At 63.2% G+C, this 18,391-nt stretch carries 16 protein-coding genes; 10 read left to right on the top strand and 6 right to left on the bottom strand.

Going from position 1 to position 18,391, the window contains the following annotated elements:
• Positions 1–145: 145 nt before the first annotated feature.
• From ccoP to ccoN, 4 genes are read right to left on the bottom strand one after another with little or no spacing between them, the layout of a single operon-like run.
• Positions 146–1,060, bottom strand: coding sequence for a cytochrome-c oxidase, cbb3-type subunit III (ccoP, locus tag FURADRAFT_RS05400; RefSeq protein WP_008953114.1), 915 nt, complete (start codon positions 1,058–1,060; stop codon positions 146–148).
• The gene (locus tag FURADRAFT_RS05395) at positions 1,057–1,251 is read right to left on the bottom strand and encodes a cbb3-type cytochrome oxidase subunit 3 (protein WP_008953113.1); all 195 of its coding nucleotides are present in this window, start codon (positions 1,249–1,251) and stop codon (positions 1,057–1,059) included. The genes ccoP and FURADRAFT_RS05395 overlap by 4 nt, the downstream gene beginning before the upstream one ends.
• Positions 1,252–1,254: 3 nt before the next feature.
• Positions 1,255–1,869 carry a cytochrome-c oxidase, cbb3-type subunit II gene (ccoO, locus tag FURADRAFT_RS05390; RefSeq protein ID WP_008953112.1) on the bottom strand — a complete coding sequence of 205 codons (615 nt, stop codon included), beginning with the start codon at positions 1,867–1,869 and terminating at the stop codon, positions 1,255–1,257.
• Positions 1,870–1,890: 21 nt separating this feature from the next.
• Positions 1,891–3,318 (bottom strand): cytochrome-c oxidase, cbb3-type subunit I, encoded by a 1,428-nt coding sequence (gene ccoN / locus FURADRAFT_RS05385; protein WP_008953111.1) that lies wholly within the window; start codon positions 3,316–3,318, stop codon positions 1,891–1,893.
• 167 nt (positions 3,319–3,485) lie between these two features.
• Between ccoN and FURADRAFT_RS20690 the strand changes: the two genes are divergently transcribed.
• The 7 genes from FURADRAFT_RS20690 (at position 3,486) to FURADRAFT_RS05355 (ending at position 13,012) form a co-directional block, all read left to right on the top strand.
• Positions 3,486–3,770 carry a hypothetical protein gene (locus tag FURADRAFT_RS20690; protein WP_160165308.1) on the top strand — a complete coding sequence of 95 codons (285 nt, stop codon included), beginning with the start codon at positions 3,486–3,488 and terminating at the stop codon, positions 3,768–3,770.
• Positions 3,767–5,551 (top strand): M61 family metallopeptidase, encoded by a 1,785-nt coding sequence (locus FURADRAFT_RS05380; RefSeq protein ID WP_008953110.1) that lies wholly within the window; start codon positions 3,767–3,769, stop codon positions 5,549–5,551. Before FURADRAFT_RS20690 ends, FURADRAFT_RS05380 begins: the two co-directional genes overlap by 4 nt.
• 149 nt (positions 5,552–5,700) lie before the next feature.
• Complete coding sequence (pepN, locus tag FURADRAFT_RS05375; RefSeq protein ID WP_008953109.1) at positions 5,701–8,322, top strand: aminopeptidase N; 2,622 nt, start codon at positions 5,701–5,703, stop codon at positions 8,320–8,322.
• A 177-nt stretch (positions 8,323–8,499) separates the two neighbouring features.
• On the top strand, positions 8,500–9,456 hold the full coding sequence (rlmF, locus tag FURADRAFT_RS05370) for a 23S rRNA (adenine(1618)-N(6))-methyltransferase RlmF (protein ID WP_008953108.1): 957 nt from the start codon (positions 8,500–8,502) through the stop codon (positions 9,454–9,456).
• Between the two features lie 248 nt (positions 9,457–9,704).
• Entirely contained in the window at positions 9,705–10,334 is a 630-nt protein-coding gene (locus tag FURADRAFT_RS05365) for a 2OG-Fe(II) oxygenase (RefSeq protein WP_008953107.1), read from the top strand.
• 103 nt (positions 10,335–10,437) lie between these two features.
• On the top strand, positions 10,438–11,538 hold the full coding sequence (aroC, locus tag FURADRAFT_RS05360; RefSeq protein WP_008953106.1) for a chorismate synthase: 1,101 nt from the start codon (positions 10,438–10,440) through the stop codon (positions 11,536–11,538).
• Positions 11,539–11,596: 58 nt separating this feature from the next.
• The gene (locus FURADRAFT_RS05355) at positions 11,597–13,012 is read left to right on the top strand and encodes an EAL and HDOD domain-containing protein (RefSeq protein WP_008953105.1); all 1,416 of its coding nucleotides are present in this window, start codon (positions 11,597–11,599) and stop codon (positions 13,010–13,012) included.
• 61 nt (positions 13,013–13,073) lie between these two features.
• Here FURADRAFT_RS05355 and galE read toward each other — a convergent pair whose 3' ends face one another.
• Both galE and FURADRAFT_RS05345 read right to left on the bottom strand, forming a co-directional pair.
• Positions 13,074–14,096, bottom strand: a complete 1,023-nt coding sequence (galE, locus tag FURADRAFT_RS05350; protein ID WP_008953104.1) for a UDP-glucose 4-epimerase GalE — start codon at positions 14,094–14,096, stop codon at positions 13,074–13,076.
• A 219-nt stretch (positions 14,097–14,315) separates the two neighbouring features.
• Positions 14,316–15,230 (bottom strand): LysR family transcriptional regulator, encoded by a 915-nt coding sequence (locus FURADRAFT_RS05345; protein WP_008953103.1) that lies wholly within the window; start codon positions 15,228–15,230, stop codon positions 14,316–14,318.
• 314 nt (positions 15,231–15,544) lie between these two features.
• Between FURADRAFT_RS05345 and FURADRAFT_RS05340 the strand changes: the two genes are divergently transcribed.
• The 3 genes from FURADRAFT_RS05340 to istB all read left to right on the top strand — a co-directional run bounded on the left by FURADRAFT_RS05340 (position 15,545) and on the right by istB (position 18,377).
• Positions 15,545–16,081, top strand: coding sequence for a tyrosine-type recombinase/integrase (locus FURADRAFT_RS05340; protein ID WP_050773219.1), 537 nt, complete (start codon positions 15,545–15,547; stop codon positions 16,079–16,081).
• Positions 16,082–16,157: 76 nt separating this feature from the next.
• On the top strand, positions 16,158–17,516 hold the full coding sequence (gene istA / locus FURADRAFT_RS05335) for an IS21 family transposase (RefSeq protein ID WP_008953101.1): 1,359 nt from the start codon (positions 16,158–16,160) through the stop codon (positions 17,514–17,516).
• Positions 17,517–17,639: 123 nt separating this feature from the next.
• The gene (gene istB / locus FURADRAFT_RS05330; RefSeq protein WP_008953100.1) at positions 17,640–18,377 is read left to right on the top strand and encodes an IS21-like element helper ATPase IstB; all 738 of its coding nucleotides are present in this window, start codon (positions 17,640–17,642) and stop codon (positions 18,375–18,377) included.
• Positions 18,378–18,391: the final 14 nt, after the last annotated feature.

The following is an 18,391-nucleotide window of genomic DNA, read 5'->3' as shown; positions in this document are numbered from 1 at the left end:
GATTTCCTGCGAAAAGATTTTGGGAAAGCGGTGTATACCGATTTGCCGAAAGCTTCTATTAAAAATTTTATATTATGTTTGCATGCTAAGCATTGGTGCCAAGCAATACTGCCCGCGATGAGCGGGCAGTATTGCGAATCAAGACTTACTGAGCCTTGGTGTTGTTGGACAGCCCCCAGACGTAGGACGCCAGCAGGTGTACCTTGCCTTCGCCGAGGAAGTCCTTCCAGGCCGGCATCTGGTTGTTGCGACCGTTGGTGATGGTCTCGATGATGGTCTTTTCGGTACCACCGTACAGCCAGATGTTGTCGGTCAGGTTCGGAGCCCCCATGGCCTGGTTGCCTTTGCCGTCCGGGCCATGGCAGGCCGCGCACACGGCGGAGAAGGTTTCCTTGCCGCGAGCCGCGCGGTCGGCGTCATGTTTCTTGCCGGACAGCGACATCACGTAGTTGGCCACGTCCTTGACCTTTTCCTCGCCGAATGCCGCACCCCAGGCCGGCATCTGACCGTGACGGCCGATGGTGATGGTCTCCTCGATCTTCTGCGGCGTGCCGCCATGCAGCCAGTCGTTGTCGGTCAGGTTCGGGAACCCCTTGGCGCCGCGGGCGTCAGAACCATGGCACTGCACACAGTAGGTCTGGAACAGGCGTTTGCCCATGGCCTGGGCTTCCGGATTGGCCGCCACGGTCTGGATGTCCTGCTTCAGGAACTTGTCGTACAGCGGCTGGTACTTGGCTTCGGCCTGGCTGCGCTCCTCGTTGTACTGGCCGACCGACGTCCAGCCGCGGATACCCTTGAAGGTTCCAAGGCCGGGGTAGAGCACCAGGTACACCGCGCCGAACACCAGGGTGATGTAGAACAGCATCATCCACCAGCGCGGCAGCGGGTTGTTGTACTCCTCCAGGTCGTCGTCCCAGACGTGGCCGACGGTCTCGACCTTCTCGCCCTTCTTCAGGTTAGTCTTGGACTGGCTGAAGAGCAGGTAGGCAAGGCCTACGATGCCGACGATTACTACGACGGCGATGTATACGCCCCAGAAATCACTTACGAAATCACTCATTGTTTTGCTCCGTTGGAGGCCGGCGAGTCCTTGCCGGCCTCCTGCACCTTGTCGTCATCGAGGAACAGCTGGTTGGCTGCCTCCTCGTACCGTTTCTTGGATTTCTTGCTGTAGGCCCCCAGCAGGATCACGATGAACACGACGAAGCAGAACACCGTGAACAGGCTGCGCCCCAGATTGGTCCAATCCATGGCTTAACGTACGTTCTTGAGTGCAAGACCGAGACCTTGCAGGTAGGCGATGACAGCGTCCAGTTCCGACTTGCCTTGCGCCTGGGCGGTTGCCTCGGCGATGTCCTTGTCGGTGTACGGCACGCCTACCTTGCGTAGTGCGGCCATCTTCTTCGGCAGCACTTCGGCGTCGACCAGGTTCTTGGCCAGCCACGGGAAGGCCGGCATGTTGGATTCCGGTACCACGTCGCGCGGGTTGGTCAGGTGCACGCGGTGCCATTCGTCGGAATAGCGGCCGCCGACACGGGCCAGGTCCGGGCCGGTGCGCTTGGAACCCCACAGGAACGGGTGGTCGTAAACCGACTCGCCGGCCACGGAGTAGTGACCGTAACGCTCGGTTTCGGCACGGAACGGGCGGATCATCTGCGAGTGGCAGACGTGGCAGCCTTCGCGGATGTAGATGTCACGCCCCGCCAGTTGCAGCGCGTTGTACGGCTTGACGCCGGCGACCGGCTCGGTGGTGGATTTCTGGAACATCAGCGGTACGATTTCCACCAGGCCGGCCACGCTGATCACCAGGACGGTCAATACGATCAGGTAGCCGACGTGCTCTTCAACCAGTTTCTGAATCTTTTCCATGTTCTTCTTAACCCTTTCCGCTTAAGCGTGTGCCGAGGCGGTGACGGACGGGATCTTGGCGTCAACGGCGCGACCGGCAGTGACGGTACGGAAGGTGTTGTAAGCCATGACCAGCATGCCGGTCAGGTACAGGGCACCACCCAAGAGGCGGACAAAGTGGTACGGGTAGGTGGCCTTGACGACTTCGGCGAAGGCGTAGGTCAGGGTGCCGTCCGGGTTCAGTGCGCGCCACATCAGGCCCTGCATCACGCCGGAAATCCACAGTGCGGCGATGTACAGCACCACGCCGACGGTAGCGAGCCAGAAGTGAGCTTCGATCAGCTTGATGCTGTGCATTTCTTCACGGCCGAACAGGCGCGGCAGCAGGTAGTACATCGAGCCGATGGTGATGAAACCGACCCAACCCAGAGCGCCGGAGTGCACGTGGCCAATGGTCCAGTCGGTGTAGTGCGACAGGGCGTTCACGGTCTTGATGGCCATCATCGGGCCTTCGAAGGTGGACATGCCGTAGAACGACAGCGAGACCACCAGGAATTTCAAGATCGGGTCGGTGCGCAGTTTGTGCCAGGCGCCGGACAGGGTCATGATGCCGTTGATCATGCCACCCCAGGACGGTGCGAACAGAATCAGCGAGAACACCATGCCGACAGACTGGGTCCAGTCAGGCAGGGCGGTGTAGTGCAGATGGTGCGGGCCCGCCCACATGTAGGTGAAGATCAGCGCCCAGAAGTGCACGACGGACAGGCGGTAGGAGTACACCGGGCGACCAGCCTGCTTCGGTACGAAGTAGTACATCATGCCGAGGAAGGCGGCGGTCAGGAAGAAGCCCACGGCGTTGTGGCCGTACCACCATTGCACCATGGCGTCGACGGCACCGCTGTACACCGAGTAGGACTTCCACATCGTCACCGGGATTTCCAGGTTGTTGACGATGTGCAGTAGCGCCACGGCCAGGATGAAGCCACCGTAGAACCAGTTGGCTACATAGATATGCTTGACCTTGCGGATGGCGATGGTGCCGAAGAACACGATGGCATAGGCGACCCAGACGATGGTGATCAGGATATCGATCGGCCATTCGAGCTCGGCGTATTCCTTGCTGGACGTGAGTCCCAGCGGCAGGGTGATGGCCGCGGCCAGGATCACCAGTTGCCAGCCCCAGAAGGTGAAGGCAGCCAGTTTGTCCGAGATCAGCCGGACGTTACAGGTGCGTTGCACCACGTAGTACGAGGTGGCGAACAGGCCGCAGCCGCCGAAGGCGAAGATGACGGCGTTGGTGTGCAGCGGGCGCAGGCGGCCGAAGTGGAAGTAGGGCCCAAAATTGAGCTCCGGCCACACCAGCTGGGCGGCGATGACGACGCCCACCAGCATGCCAACAATGCCCCATACGACGGTCATGATGGCAAACTGGCGCACCACCTTATAGTTATAAGTGGATTGCGATTCCATTTACGATTCTCTCCAAGGTTGCTAACTCAGAACTTTTTTTACAATCCGTGGCGACTTGAAGCCCGGTTTTCCGTCCCCATGTGGAAAGGGACTTCAACTCGCTGAAATTCCGAACTTGAGATAAATCAAGGGCATGATCGTTGCCCGGGGCGCGCCACTGCTCGCTCATGGCGGCAACAGACGCAGTTTCCCCCTTTATTTATCTGAATCATTCTAAAACAATTGCATTGGCCGGACCAGCCGTGGCTTGTGCTTTTGGCGCCTATCGTCCGGCATTTCGGTCCGCGGAATTTCCCTCCCGGGTGCTCTCACCCGATGCTGCGACTGTTCCGGATTATATTGTCATCAGGCAAGGGACCTTTGATTTGGATCAACTCGGCTTGCCGGGCAGCATTCCGCGCAGTGCGATGCTAGAATCGGCGCTTTTCGCCATGACAGGTAATTCGCCATGACCGTGCCCGTCCGCTACCAGATATCCCCCCTCTCGCCCGAAGCCCATCTGTTCGAGGTCGTCATGACGGTGGTGCGCCCGGCCAGCGAGGGGCAGATCGTGCGTTTGCCGGCCTGGATTCCGGGCAGCTACCTGATTCGCGAATTCGCCCGTCAGATCGTGACGCTGCAGGCCGAGTCCGCCGGACAGGCGGTGGCGTTGACCCAGCTCGACAAGCATAGCTGGCAGGCGGCTCCGGTGGCGGGGAAGCTGACCCTGCGCTATCAGGTCTACTGTTTCGACCTGTCGGTGCGGGGCGCGTACCTCGATGGCGAGCGCGGCTTTTTTAACGGTAGCAGCGTGTTCCTGATGGCGGAAGGCTACCAAAGTAGCCCCTGCGAGGTGGCGATCCAGCCGCCCGAGGGCAAGGCATTCGCCGACTGGCAGCTGGCCACCAGCCTGCCGGCGCACGAGGTCAAGAAAAAATCCGGGTTCGGCGTCTACCGCGCGGCCGATTACGACGAGCTGATCGATCACCCGGTGGAGATGGGGGCGTTCGAACGCGTCAGCTTCAAGGCCTGCGGCGTGCCGCACGAGTTTGTCGTCGCCGGCCGTTTCCGGGCCGACCTCAAGCGCCTGGCTCGCGACGTGAAGAAGATTTGCGAATGGCAGATCAATCTGTTCGGCCAACCCGCGCCGTTCGAGCGCTACGTGTTTCTGCTCTACGTCGGCAAGGACGTCTACGGCGGGCTCGAGCATCGCGCCTCGACCGCGCTGTTGGCCAATCGCGACGACCTGCCGCAGGCGGGCGACAAGACCATCGGCGACGGCTATCTGCGCCTCCTGGGGCTGATCAGCCACGAATACTTCCACAGCTGGAACGTCAAGCGCCTGAAGCCGGCGGCGTTCTCCCCCTACGACCTGAGCCGGGAAAACCATACCCGTCTGCTGTGGGCGTTCGAGGGGGTGACCTCGTACTACGACGAGCTGACGCTGGTGCGCTGCGGGCTGATCGACGAGAAGCGTTACCTCGGCCTGCTCGCGGAGACCATCAGCGGCGTCGAGCGGGGTGCCGGGCGGCGCAAGCAGACCTTGGAAGAATCCAGTTTCAACGCCTGGACCAAGTACTATCGTCAGGATGAGAACAGCCCCAACAGCCTGGTCAGCTACTACACCAAGGGTGCCTTGGCGGCCTTGGCATTGGACTTGCTGATCCGGCGCGAGAGCGGCGACGCCAAGTCGCTCGACGACGTGATGCGCGCCCTGTGGCAGAAGTGGCTGGCCGACGGCCAGGGGCTGGCCGAGGACGAGTGGGAGCGCCTCGCGGCAGAGGCCACCGGGCTCGATCTGCGCGCCTTCTTCGATCGTGCGCTGCGCTCCACCGTCGACCTGCCGCTGCCGGAGCTGCTGGCGAGCCAGGGGGTGGAGATGGCGCTGGCGCCGGCCGAGGGGGTGAACGACCGCGGTGGCGTGGTCGACGCGCTGGCAGACAAGCCGGCGCGGGCGGTGCTGGGCGTGCGCAGCGCCAGCGACCTGCTCGGGGTGAAGCTGACCCACGTGCTGGATGGCGGCGCCGCGCAGCAGGCCGGCCTCTCCGGCGGCGACGTGGTGGTGGCGCTCGACCGCCTGAAGGTGGGCGATCTGGACAAGGCGCTGGCGCGCTTCCAGCCGGGCGAGACGGTGAAGCTGCACGCCTTCCGGCGAGACCAATTGATGACGTTCAACGTGCTGCTGCAGGCGGCCCCGGCCGATACCTGCCGGCTGTTGCTGAAACCTGCCGGCGCGCGCTGGCTCAAACACTGAAACACGGATTCCGCCAGGCCCGCCATCGCCGGGCCGAATTGTCGCTGCGGCGCTATCCCGCCGCAGTGGTGTCTGCGCGGCTGGCCGACCACGCCAGCGAGCAGCAGCAGGGCGGAATCACCTGAAACGGCCCTTGATTAGGTGAAGACATGGCCCAGCAACCCGAAGTGAAATACCTGAAACATTACCAGGCTCCCGCGTTCAACCTGGACCGCGTGGACCTGAAGTTCGACATCTTCGACGAGGTGACGCGCGTCTATTCGCGCCTGCTCGTGCGGCGCCATAGCGGTCATGACGATACCGAGCTGCGGCTCGACGGCTGCGCCAAGCTGGTGGCGGTGACGCTCGACGGCGAAAGATTGGCCGAAGGGCGCTACCGCCTGGGCGACGAGACGCTGGTGATCGCCGACGTGCCGGACAGTTTCATCCTGGAGATCGAGACCGAGCTCGATCCGGCCGCCAATACCAGCCTGATGGGGCTCTACGCCTCCAACGGCAACCTGTTCACCCAATGCGAGCCGGAGGGCTTTCGCAAGATCACCTATTACCTCGACCGTCCGGACGTGATGTCGAAGTTCACCACCACCATCGTCGCCGACAAGCAGAAGTACCCGGTGCTGTTGTCCAACGGCAACAAGGTGGGCGAGGGCATGGTCGACAAGAAGCGCCACTGGGTACGCTGGGTCGACCCCTACCGCAAGCCGGCTTATCTGTTCGCGCTGGTGGCGGGGCGGCTGGCGGTGCGGCGCGACAGCCACACCACCCCGGGCGGGCGCCAGGTGACGCTGGAGGTGTGGACCGAGGCGGCCGACCAGGACAAGGTGGCGCATGCCATGGAGTCGCTCAAGCGTGCGATGAAATGGGACGAAGAGCGTTTCGGCCTGGAGTACGACCTCGACATCTACATGATCGTGGCGGTCGGCGACTTCAACATGGGGGCGATGGAGAACAAGGGCCTCAACATCTTCAACACCAAGTACGTGCTGGCGCGCCAGGAAAACGCCACCGACGACGACTTCCACAACGTGGAGGGCGTGATCGGCCATGAATACTTCCACAACTGGACCGGCAACCGCGTCACCTGCCGCGACTGGTTCCAGCTGTCGCTGAAGGAAGGGCTGACGGTGTTCCGCGACCAGGAGTTCTCGGCCGACATGTCGAGCCGCGCGGTGTGCCGCATCAGCGACGTCAAGCAGCTGCGCGCCTTGCAGTTTCCGGAAGACGCCGGCCCGACCGCACACCCGATCCGTCCCGAGTCGTACATCGAGATGAACAACTTCTACACCATGACGGTGTACGAGAAGGGCGCCGAGGTGGTGCGCATGTACCAGACCCTGCTCGGCCGCGACGGCTTCCGCAAGGGCATGGACCTGTACTTCAAGCGCCACGACGGCCAGGCCGTCACCTGCGACGACTTCCGCGCTGCCATGGCCGACGCCAACGGCGTGGACCTGGCGCAGTTCGCGCTGTGGTACAGCCAGGCCGGCACGCCGCTGTTGAGCGTGAGCGGCCAGTACACTCCGGCCGAGCAGAGCTACACGCTGACGGTGAAACAAAGCTGCCCGGCGACGCCGGGGCAGTCCGACAAGCAACCGTTCCACATCCCGCTGGCGCTGGGCCTGTTGGGCGAGGACGGCGCCGACCTGCCGTTGCGGCTGGAGGGCGAGAGCGACGCGGCGGGCACCTCGCGCGTGCTCGACGTGACGTTGGCCGAACAACGCTTCGTGTTCGTCGACGTGCCGGCCGAGCCGGTGCCGTCGCTGCTGCGTGGCTTCTCGGCGCCGGTGCGGCTCGACTTCGCCTGGCGCGACGACGAACTGGCATTCCTGATGGCACACGACAGCGATCCGTTCTGCCGCTGGGAGGCGGGCCAGACCCTAGGGCAGCGCCTGTTGCGCCAGCAGATCGCCGAGCGTCAGGCCGGGCGCCAGGGCTCGTCCTCCGAAACGCTGGTGGCGGCGTTCCGCGCAGTGTTGAAGGACCATGCCGCCGATCCGGCGTTCAAGGCGCTGATGCTGACGCTGCCTGCCGAGGCCGAGCTGCTGGAACTGGTCGACGATGCCGATCCGGTGCTGATCCACGAGGTGCGCGAGGCGATGCTCGACGGTCTGGCGCAGGCGCTGCGCGGCGAGTGGCACGAGGCCTACGATCTGCAGCAGACCCGCAGCTACCGGCCGCAGGATGCCGGCAAGCGCGCGCTGAAGAACCTGGCGCTGGCCATGCTGTGCCGTCTCGACGACGTCTGGCCGGCCGAAGCGGCGGAAACGCAGTGCCTGCAGGCCGACAACATGACCGACCAGATGGGGGCGCTGTCGGCGCTGCGCGACCGCGCCGGCGCGGAGCGCGACCACTGCTTCGCCGAATTCGCCCGGCGCTGGCAGGACGACGCGCTGGTGATGGACAAGTACTTCATGCTGGTGGCGAGCTGCCAGCTGCCGGACACGCTGCCGCGTGTGCGCGAGGCGCTGGAACACCCGGCCTTCTCGCTGAAGAACCCCAACAAGGCGCGTGCGCTGCTGGGCAGCTTCGGCCGCAACCAGCTGCACTTCCACGCCGCTGACGGCTCCGGTTACCGTTTCCTGGCCGAGCAGGTCGCCGCCATCGACGCCTTCAACCCGCAGGTGGCGAGCCGGCTGGTGCAACTGTTCAACCGCTGGAAGAAACTCGAGCCGGTGCGCCGCGGCCTGATGAAGGCCGAGCTGGAGCGTCTGCTGGCGTTGCCGCTGTCGCGCGACGTGTACGAGATCGTGTCGAAGAACCTGGACGCCTGAGCCCCGCAAGCCCCGGTTCTCGCGGACGGCACCAAACCGTACGGCCCATGGCCGTGCGGTTTTTTTGTACCCGGCGTGGATGGGTTCAGGCCGCGTTCTGGCTCGGCGGCGACGGGGCAGTGTTGAGGCGGGAGCAAACCCCGTACAATCCGCCGCATCCTGTTTGTGGCCGATTTCATGACCCACCCCAAAACCACGCCACCCAAACCCGGGCTGCATCCGCGCAACGCGCATCGTCAGCGCTACGATTTCGCGGCGCTGATCGCCGCCTGTCCGGATCTCGCGCCCTTCGTCGCCCGTAATGCCTACGGCGACGACAGCGTCGATTTCGCCGACCCGGCGGCGGTGAAGATGCTCAACCGGGCATTGCTGGCGCACCATTACGGCATCGCGCACTGGGATATTCCACCCGGCTACCTGTGTCCGCCCATCCCCGGCCGCGCCGACTATATCCATCACCTGGCCGACCTGCTGGCCGCCAGCAACGGCGGGGCGTTGCCGGCGCGCGTCAACGCGCTCGACATCGGTGTCGGCGCCAACTGCGTCTATCCGATCATTGGCCGCGCGGTGTACGGCTGGCGCTTCGTCGGCTCGGACATCGACCCGCTGGCGCTGCGCTCGGCGCAGGCCATCGTCGACGCCAACCCGGTGCTGGCCGGGGCGGTCAGGCTGCGCCGCCAGGCGTCTTCGGCCAACGTGTTCCGGGGCGTGATTAAGCGCGACGACCGTTTCGACCTCACGCTGTGCAACCCGCCGTTCCACGCCTCGGCGCAGGAGGCGGAGGCGGGCACGCGCCGCAAGCTCACCAACCTGAGCGGCAAGCGGCCGGCCAAGACCGTGCTCAACTTCGGCGGCCAGCATGCGGAATTGTGGTGCGACGGCGGCGAAGCGGGTTTCCTGCGCACCATGGTCAGCGAGAGCGCCGGCTTCGCCCGGCAGTGCTGCTGGTTCTCGTCGCTGGTGTCGAAGGAGGCCAACTTGCCGGGCCTGTACCGCGCGCTCAAGCAGGCCGGTGCCCGCCGCGTCGAAACCATCGCCATGGCGCAGGGACAGAAGACGAGCCGGCTGGTGGCGTGGAGCTATCTGGACGAGGCGGGGCTGGCGGAATGGCGCGCCGCCCGCTGGGCGCGCTGAGAGCCTGTTTACGATCTGCTGCGCGTCGGCGATACGGCGTTAAAAACGTCTTCGGAATGCTCATTTACTGCTTGTAAACTCCGCTTCCTCAGCCGTTTTTGCCTTGCCTCGCTCTAGCTCGCGAGATCGTAAACAGGCGCTGAGGGCTCATCCGTCCCGCTCGTCCGCCGCGCCTTGATCTGGCGCATTGGCCAGGGGCTGGCGCCTATGATAGAAACCGCAGCATACCGATTTTGCTGAAAGACCCTATGAGCGCGCTCAACTTCGATCTCGACACCGCCATCGACGCCCTCGCCGAGCACGGCTGGATCGTCATCCCCCACGCCCTGCCGGCGGAGCTGACCGCGGCGCTGCGTGAATCCTGCCTGGACGTGTGGGAGGAAGGACTGTTCCACGAGGCCGCCACCGGCCGCGCCGACGGCCAGGCGCGGCGTGCCGAAATCCGTTCCGACTCGGTGCTGTGGCTCGACCAGGTGGCCGAACAACCGGCTGTGGCGGCGTACAACGCGGCGATGGACGAGGTGATGTGGGGGGTCAACCGCGGCCTCTACCTGGGCTTGGCCGAGCTGGAGTCGCACTTCGCGGTCTATCCGGCAGGCGCGTTCTACAAGAAACACCTCGACCGCTTCCGCGACGACGACGCGCGCACCCTGACCACGGTGTTCTACCTCAACGAAGGTTGGCCGAAGGACGCGGGCGGGCAGATCCGGCTCTATCTGGACGATGAATGCCAGCAGTTCGTCGACATCGAGCCGGAAGCCGGCACGCTGGTGCTGTTCCTGTCCGACTGTTTCTGGCACGAAGTGCTGCCCGCCCGCCAGCAGCGCCTGTCGGTCACCGGCTGGTATCGCCGTCGCAGCGGCAGCGTCCCCTGGTAGCGGGTTGGTCGCCTGCCGCGCCGGCCGAACGTGCCGCAGAAGCAAAGCCGCTCCCGTGCTAAAATCGATCGCGATCACCGAAAAATAAGCAAGGGATGAAGCGATGTCTGGCAATAGCATGGGCCTGCTGTTTACCGTTACCTCTTTTGGCGAAAGCCACGGGCCGGCCATCGGCTGCGTCGTCGACGGCTGCCCGCCCGGTATGGAATTGTCCGAGGCGGACATCCAGCAGGAGCTCGACCGCCGCAAGCCCGGCACCAGCCGCCACGTCACCCAGCGCCGCGAACCGGACACGGTGGAAATCCTCTCCGGCGTGTACCAGGGCAAGACCACCGGCACCCCGATCGCGCTGCTGATCCGCAATACCGACCAGCGCTCCAAGGACTACGGCAACATCGCCGAGACCTTCCGTCCCGGCCACGCCGACTACACCTACTGGCACAAGTACGGCATCCGCGACCCGCGCGGCGGCGGCCGTTCCTCGGCGCGCGAGACCGCGGTGCGCGTCGCCGCCGGCGCCATCGCCAAGAAATGGCTGAAAGAGAAGCACGGCATCGTGATCCGCGGCCACATGAGCCAGGTCGGCGAGAAGCTCATCCCGTTCACCAGCTGGGAGCATGTTTCGGCCAACCCCTTCTTCGCCCCGGACGAGGCCATCGTGCCGGAGCTGGAAGCCTACATGGATGCGGTGCGCAAGAGCCTCGACTCGGTCGGCGGCAAGGTGCGCGTGGTGGCCGAGAACGTGCCGGTGGGCTGGGGCGAACCGGTGTACGACCGCCTCGACGCCGACATCGCCTACGCCATGATGAACATCAACGCCGTCAAGGGCGTGGAAATCGGCGCCGGCTTCGCCTCGGTGGCGCAGCGCGGCAGCGAGCACGGCGACGAGCTGACGCCCGAGGGTTTCGCCTCCAACCACGCCGGCGGCATCCTGGGCGGGATTTCCACCGGCCAGGACATCGAGGTCAACATCGCCATCAAGCCGACCTCCAGCATCGCCACGCCGCGCCGCTCCATCGACAAGCAGGGCAACCCGATCATGGTCGAGACCCACGGCCGCCACGACCCGTGCGTGGCCATCCGCGCCACGCCGATCGCCGAGGCCATGCTGGCGCTGGTGCTGATCGACCACGCCCTGCGCCATCGCGCGCAATGCGGCGACGTGCACGTCGATACCCCGCGCATTCCCGGCCGGATCGGCTAGAGTGGTATGAGGCTCGATGCCTCATGCATAGCGTGCGGTTTTCAAGGATGTTCTGATCATGCTGAAAAATCTGCTGGGTAGCCTGACGGGGGGCTCTTCCAAGGAAGTGGAGCCCCCTCCCGCCGAGGCGGTTTCCGCTCCCGACACCGAGATGACCCTGGCGGCGCGCGAGCAGCCGGTCACCCTGCCGCCGACGCTGGGCTTCGTGTCCCATCAGCCGATCATGGACCGGCAGCAGCACGTGGTGGCGTACGAGTTCGCCGTGCGCAAGGCTCAGCAGGCGGCGATGACCGGCAAGAAGCAGTGCGAATTCGATCGCCTGATGCTCTCCACGCTGCAGAACATGGACGTGTTCCGCCTGCTGGCGTACCGCCGCGCCTTCGTCAACATCTCCATCGCCTCGCTCGACGAGCCCCTGCTCGACGAGCTGCCGGCCAAGAGCGTGATCCTGGTGCTCGACCCGATCAGTGACGAGCCGCTGACCGAGGCGCTGCTGCCGCGACTGGATGCCCTGAAGCAGAAGGGCCTGCGGTTTGCCGTCGAGCCGGCGCGCTACGACAGCCAGGCGTTGGCCGAGCGGCTGCAGCCGGAATTGTTCGGCCGCATGGATTTCATGGTGCTCGACTTCGCCGCGCCGTCCACGCGCGTGCTGGGGCCGATCCTCGACCAGCTTCCCAAGCGCTACCCGCAGGCACGCTGGCTGGCGCGCAACGTCGGCACCGCCGAGGAGCTGGACGTCTGCCTGCACGCGCCGGGCAGCCATCGCTTCGCGCTGTTCCACGGTTCCTTCGTCACGCTGGTGCGCGGCCTGGAAACCGGCAAGAGCGACGCCAGCCAGGTGCGGGTGCTGGAACTGATGCGCCTGTTGCGCGCCAACGCCGATACCCGCGAGATCGAGGCGCAGTTCAAGCTCGATTCGGTGCTGTTGTTCAAGCTGCTGCGCTTCATCAACTCGCCGGTCAACGGCCTGAGCCGCAAGGTGCAGAGCATCGAGGAAACGCTGATGCTGCTGGGGCGCGACACGCTGTTCAAGTGGCTGTCGATGCTGCTGTTCACCGCGCGCAAGGACGACGGCCGTTCGGTGGCGTTGCTCGAGAAGTCGCTGATCCGCGCCCGCTTCATGGAAAGGCTCGGCGCCTACCGGGGCAACAAGCTGGAAGCCGAGCACCTGTTCCTGACCGGCATGTTCTCCTTGCTGGATGCCCTGCTGAATATCCCGTTTCCCGACACGCTGAACGCGATCGAACTGCCGGCGCCGGTGCGCGAGGCCATCGTCAACCACAAGGGGCTGTTCGCGCCGCAGCTGCTGTTGGCCATGGCATGCGAGCAGGGCGACACGGCGCGAGTGCATACCATCGCCAAGATGCTGGAGTTCGACGACGAGCTGATCAACCGCTACCACACAGACGCCGTCCTGTGGACTCAGGAGGTGCTGCACCAGAGCGAGGTGCACAGCAACGTCGAGGCGGTATGAGCGGCAGTGGTGTCGCCATCCGCGCCAAGCAAGAGGCCCGGCAGATTGCCGGGCGGAGGGGTTATCGCGTGGCGTCGTCGGGGTAGCCGGCCGGATTCTGCTGCTGCCAGCGCCAGCTGTCGCGGCACATGGCTGCCAGGTCACGGCTGGCGCGCCAGCCCAGCCTCGCCTCAGCCTGTGCCGGGTCGGCGTAGCAGCAGGCGATGTCGCCGGCGCGACGTGGCGCGACGCGGTAGGGGATGTCGCGTCCGCTGGCGTGGCTGAAGGCGGCCACTAGCTCCAGCACCGAGTAGCCGCGTCCGGTTCCCAGGTTCAGTGTCAGCACCCCGTCGTGGGAGCTCTCCACCGCGCGTGAATGGGCGACGGCGAGGTCCACCACGTGGATGTAGTCGCGCACCCCGGTGCCGTCGGGGGTCGGGTAATCGTTGCCGAAGACGTTCAGCGCTTCGAGCTTGCCCACGGCGACCTGGCTGATATAGGGCATCAGGTTGTTGGGGATGCCGTTGGGGTCTTCCCCGATCAGCCCGCTCTCGTGCGCCCCCACCGGGTTGAAGTAGCGCAGCAGAGTGATCTGCCAGCCGGGCTCGGATGCTGCCACGTCGCGCAGCACCTGTTCCATCATCAGCTTGCTGTGGCCGTAGGGGTTGCTCGGGCCGAGCGGAAAGTCCTCGCGGATCGGCACCGTGTGCGGATCGCCGTAAACGGTGGCGGAAGAACTGAACACCAGGCGGCGTACACCGGCCTCGCGCATGCACTCGAGCAGGCACAGCGTGCCGGCGACGTTGTTGTGGTAGTAGGTCAGCGGCTGGGCGACCGATTCGCCCACCGCCTTGAGCGCGGCAAAGTGGATGACCGCGTCGATGTCGTTCTCGCGGAACACGCGGGCAAGTGCCGCGCGATCACGGATATCCGCCTGGTAGAAGCGTGGCGCCTTGCCGCTGATGCGCGTCACCCGCTTGAGCGCTTCGCGCTTGCTGTTGCACAGGTTGTCGATGGCGACGATATCGTGCCCGGCGGCGAGGAGTTCGACGCAGGTGTGCGACCCGATGTAGCCGGCGGCGCCGGTGACCAGAATGGTGGCCATGCTTGGCGGTATTCCCTGCTTGTTTGTCAGAAGGGTATTTTATGTGGAAACTCTGTCGGCGAGGGGATTGTGCGGCGGAAAATAAAAAATCATTGTATTATCAACTGCTTAGTTTTGTCGGCTGACGGAGTGACCTGCCCCCAGGATTAGGCAACAACGCCAATTTTAACCGACAGCTGACATCCTCGATTTGTGCCGCCATGTTAGTGGCCACCTAAATTAATTATTTATAGATAATTGCTCTAAAAAGCGCTCCAACACCAGATTAGGCCGCCTGCCTTTGCGTGTAACCACACTAAGTGGTACGTCATAGTGAAGGCGATGAGGGTGGAGCGTTCTCATCATTTTCTGCGTCACCCACGTATTGGCATAGTGATCTGGAAGAAAGCCGATAAAACTGCCTGTGAGAATCAGAAAGGCGATACCCTCCCGATCAGATGCAGTTGCTGTGCAGTTCAATGTCTGATGAGTGTCTATGGCATCCGCGGGCAGTCGGTAGCTGGGGGCCACGGCATCGGCATTGCGTAGTTCTTCGTCCGTTATCTCCGCATCAGGACGTCCAAAAAATGAATGCTCCCGGCTGCAATAGAGTAAGGAGCGTTCTTCGTAGAGCGGCATGTATTCCAGTCCCGCCAAGGGGCTGATTAATGGGACCACACCCACATTGAGGTGCCCATCAAGAACCCCTAGCTCAATATCGCTAGGTGTCATCATCCCGATATTGATATGTACGCTAGGGCCTTGTGCTCGTAGCGACTTCAAGGCTTGGGTGATGCGCATGTGCGGCTGGGTCACCATGTTGTTGATGATGCCGATGTTGAGCTCGCCGCGCAGCTGGCGGTGCAGCTGGTTGACCTCGCTGCGGAAGCCCTCGATGGCGGCGAGCAGGGTCTGGCTCGCGCGCAACACCTCGCGCCCTTCGTCGGTGAGCGCGAAGCCGGCGCGGCCGCGTTGGCATAGGCGCATTCCCAGCCGCTTCTCCAAGTCTCCCATGTGCAGGCTGATGGCCGAGCGGCTGATGCCCAGCACCCCTTCGGCGGCCGTGAAGCTGCCACATTCCACCACGGTCTTGAATAGGCGGAGCAAACGGATTTCGAAATCGCTGACTTGGCTGAGTGTCTTCTTTGCAGTCATTTGGTAAATTAAATTTAATCTAAGCGTGAATACGATGCTATTTAACTCACCATACAACCTGATGCAACCTATGGCTGTCAACACATCAACCGCTGGGAGCCATGTACAAACTCTCCGATTGTGAACTCTACAGAACAACCTATGCCATGCATGTGACGGTTATGCTGGCAGGGCAGGCGTTGGCGGCGTTCATTGTTAGTGCATGACGAACGTGCCTGATTGATTGTCAGCGGGGAAACGGGAATGGGCGCGGCAAGAAGGCGAATCTCCCTTATACCCCGGAAGATGTAGTAAAGCTCTGGGAAGCCGCACGGATGCGCCGCATCGGTAGAGGCAAAAATGCCCCCTTTGATACCCAACTGGCCGATCTGATAATGCTTGGCGCTTACACAGGGGCGCGACGCGAAGAACTGTGTTCCATCAGAGTCTCGGAAGTCGGTAAGGATTCCTTCAGGATCTCCGATGCAAAGACGGAGGCTGGACATCGTGAAGTTCCCATCCATTCGGACATTGCGCCACTCGTAAAGAAACTTGTGGCCGCATCGACTGATGGGTACCTCTTCTCCGGCCTGACCTTCAACCAGTACGGGGACAGATCGGATGCCATCGGGAAACGCTATGGGCGGCTGAAGACAGCGCTTGGCTTCTCCGATTCCTACACCTTCCATTCGATGCGCTCGACCTTGATCACCATGCTTGAGAACGCTGGTGTCAGCGAAAACCTTGCCGCCGACATCGTTGGGCATGAAAAGCCCAGGATTACCTATGGGCTGTATTCTGGTGGTGCAACACTGGCTGTGAAGAAGAAAGCTGTGGAACAGCGTGCAAAAGTGACCAGGTTTCCGGGGTGATCAGCGTCCAATTTTGACCACCCCGGGTGTGCCACACTTCCGCCCTTTGGGCGGAGGTCAACCTGGAGTGCTTTGCATGGAAACCATCGGCAAGATTCGCCACCGACACCTGGTCAACGGCGAGAGCATCAGTGCCATCGCCCGATCTCTCAACCTCTCCCGCAATACCGTCAAGAAGTACCTCAACGCCACCGCCGAACCCACCTACCGTCGTCAACGTCAGCCCAAGCCGCAACTGGGTGCCTTCCAGGAAACGCTGGAGCAGTGGCTCGAGTTCGACCGTACTCTGCCCAAGGCTCAGCGCCGCACCGCCCGCCGGCTGTTCGAATGCCTTCAAGCCGAAGGCTATCAGGGCGCCTATGACAGCATCCAGCGCTACGTCAGGGCCTGGAATGCCCGTGCCACGAAGACCATCAGAACACAGGCGTTTGTTCCGTTATCGTTTGCCCCTGGCGAGGTGGGTCAGTTCGACTGGAGTTACGAGCACGTGGTGCTCGGCGGCGTCACCCAGACCATCAAGCTGGCCCATTTCCGGCTGACCTACAGCCGGCAGATGTTTGTCGTCGCCTATCCGCGCGAGACCCAGGAGATGGTGTTCGATGCGCACAACCGGGCCTTTGCCTTCTTCGGTGGCGTACCGCACAAGATGGTCTACGACAATCTGAAGACCGTCGTGGAGGCGGTGTTTGCCGGTAAAGAGCGGCAGTTCAACCGACGCTTCCTGGCGCTGGCCAATCATTACCTGTTTGAGCCCGTAGCTTGTACGCCCGCCTCCGGCTGGGAGAAGGGCCAGGTGGAGAATCAGGTGGGCAACATCCGCGAATGGCTGTTCACACCGACACCGCGCTTCGCGGACTTCAGCAGCTTGAACCAGTGGCTGGATGTACGCTGTCGCGAGCTGGCGGGCCGGCGCCACCCCACGCAAGAGGCCAGTATTGCTGACGTGCTGAAGGTGGAGCGCCCCCATTTGCGACCGGTCACCATGCCGTTCGACGGTTACGTCGAGCAGCTGTTACGCGTGTCCAGCACCTGTCTGGTCACGGTGGATCGCAACCGCTATAGCGTGCCCGCCGAATGGGCTGGCAAGGTGGTCTCGGTGCGCGTCAGCGCCAGTACGATTCGTGTCGTAGCGGATGGCCAGGAGCAGGCACGTCATGTCCGTCGCTTCGGACGAGACCAGTTGGTCTGCGAACCGTGGCATTACCTGTCGGTGCTGGAAACCAAGCTGGTGCCCTACGTCACGGTGTGCCGTTCATCGAATGGGTGCTGCCACCGGCCGTCGAGGCCGTTCGTCAGCAGGTCCTCAAGCAGCCCAAGGGGGATCGAGCCTTTGCCGAAATCCTGCTGGCCGCACGTGAACCCGGATTGGAGAGGCTGGAGGAGGCCTGCCAGCTGGCGCAGACACAGGGCAAGCCCAGCGCGGCTATCGTACTGAACGAGTTGCGGCGGCTGGCCAGCCCACCGCGAGTAACCGTGCTGGAGACACCTGACTCGTTGAGTCTGAGAGAGGAACCGGTGGCGAACTGTGCCCGTTACGATGCCCTGCGGGAGTCGGCGTATGTCTGAGCAATCCCACCTGGCCCGACTGCAAACGCTGCGGCTGTACGGCATGGCGGAGGCGTGGCGTGAACTGCAGGCGGAAGGTCACCGGCAACCGATCTCGGGCGAAGCGTTGCTGCTGCGTCTACTGGATGCGGAGCAGGCTGACCGGCAGGCCCGCAGCCTGAGCTATCAGCTCAAGGCGGCACGCTTCCCGGTCCATCGCGACCTGAGTAGCTTTAACTGGACAGAGACACCGCTGGAGTCAGCTCGAATCGAACAACTGGCCAGCGGCAGCTATCTGGCTACCGCGCACAACCTGATTCTGGTCGGCGGTACCGGAACGGGCAAAACCCATCTGGCCACGGCCTTGGGCGTCGCCGCCATCCATCGGGGTAAACGGGTGCGGTTCTACAACGCGGTGGATCTGGTGAATCTGCTGGAGAGGGAAAAACAGCAGGGAAAAGCGGGACTGTTGGCACGCCAGCTGGTGCAGATGGATGCCGTCATTCTGGATGAACTGGGCTACCTGCCGTTCCCCGAGTCGGGAGGGGCCTTGCTGTTCCACCTGATCAGTCAGCTCTATGAGAAGACCTCGCTGATCATTACCACCAACCTGAGCTTCGGCGAGTGGGTCAGCGTGTTTGGCGATGCCAAGATGACCACCGCACTGCTGGATCGGATCACCCATCACTGCGACATTCTAGAGACCGGGAACGACTCTTACCGCTTCAAGCAGAGGAGGAAAAACGGCTGATTTGCTTGGTCAAA

This window comes from Pseudogulbenkiania ferrooxidans 2002 (genome assembly GCF_000174355.1).
Taxonomy (GTDB): Bacteria; Pseudomonadota; Gammaproteobacteria; order Burkholderiales; family Chromobacteriaceae; genus Pseudogulbenkiania; species Pseudogulbenkiania ferrooxidans.
The sequence above is the reverse complement of the archived record's forward strand: the minus strand, read 5'-3'. Positions and strand labels throughout refer to the sequence as shown.

Bases quoted from the DNA above. Each gene is read 5' to 3' on its own strand.
- galE (WP_008953104.1), bottom strand. From the start codon at position 14,096: ATGGCCACCATTCTGGTCACCGGCGCCGCCGGCTACATCGGGTCGCAC.
- pepN (WP_008953109.1), top strand. From the start codon at position 5,701: ATGGCCCAGCAACCCGAAGTGAAATACCTGAAACATTACCAGGCTCCC.
- FURADRAFT_RS05340 (WP_050773219.1), top strand. From the start codon at position 15,545: ATGCGCCGCATCGGTAGAGGCAAAAATGCCCCCTTTGATACCCAACTG.
- istB (WP_008953100.1), top strand. From the start codon at position 17,640: ATGTCTGAGCAATCCCACCTGGCCCGACTGCAAACGCTGCGGCTGTAC.
- ccoP (WP_008953114.1), bottom strand. From the start codon at position 1,060: ATGAGTGATTTCGTAAGTGATTTCTGGGGCGTATACATCGCCGTCGTA.
- FURADRAFT_RS05380 (WP_008953110.1), top strand. From the start codon at position 3,767: ATGACCGTGCCCGTCCGCTACCAGATATCCCCCCTCTCGCCCGAAGCC.
- FURADRAFT_RS05345 (WP_008953103.1), bottom strand. From the start codon at position 15,230: ATGACTGCAAAGAAGACACTCAGCCAAGTCAGCGATTTCGAAATCCGT.
- rlmF (WP_008953108.1), top strand. From the start codon at position 8,500: ATGACCCACCCCAAAACCACGCCACCCAAACCCGGGCTGCATCCGCGC.
- istA (WP_008953101.1), top strand. From the start codon at position 16,158: ATGGAAACCATCGGCAAGATTCGCCACCGACACCTGGTCAACGGCGAG.
- FURADRAFT_RS05355 (WP_008953105.1), top strand. From the start codon at position 11,597: ATGCTGAAAAATCTGCTGGGTAGCCTGACGGGGGGCTCTTCCAAGGAA.
- FURADRAFT_RS05395 (WP_008953113.1), bottom strand. From the start codon at position 1,251: ATGGATTGGACCAATCTGGGGCGCAGCCTGTTCACGGTGTTCTGCTTC.
- FURADRAFT_RS20690 (WP_160165308.1), top strand. From the start codon at position 3,486: ATGGCGGCAACAGACGCAGTTTCCCCCTTTATTTATCTGAATCATTCT.
- aroC (WP_008953106.1), top strand. From the start codon at position 10,438: ATGTCTGGCAATAGCATGGGCCTGCTGTTTACCGTTACCTCTTTTGGC.
- ccoN (WP_008953111.1), bottom strand. From the start codon at position 3,318: ATGGAATCGCAATCCACTTATAACTATAAGGTGGTGCGCCAGTTTGCC.
- ccoO (WP_008953112.1), bottom strand. From the start codon at position 1,869: ATGGAAAAGATTCAGAAACTGGTTGAAGAGCACGTCGGCTACCTGATC.
- FURADRAFT_RS05365 (WP_008953107.1), top strand. From the start codon at position 9,705: ATGAGCGCGCTCAACTTCGATCTCGACACCGCCATCGACGCCCTCGCC.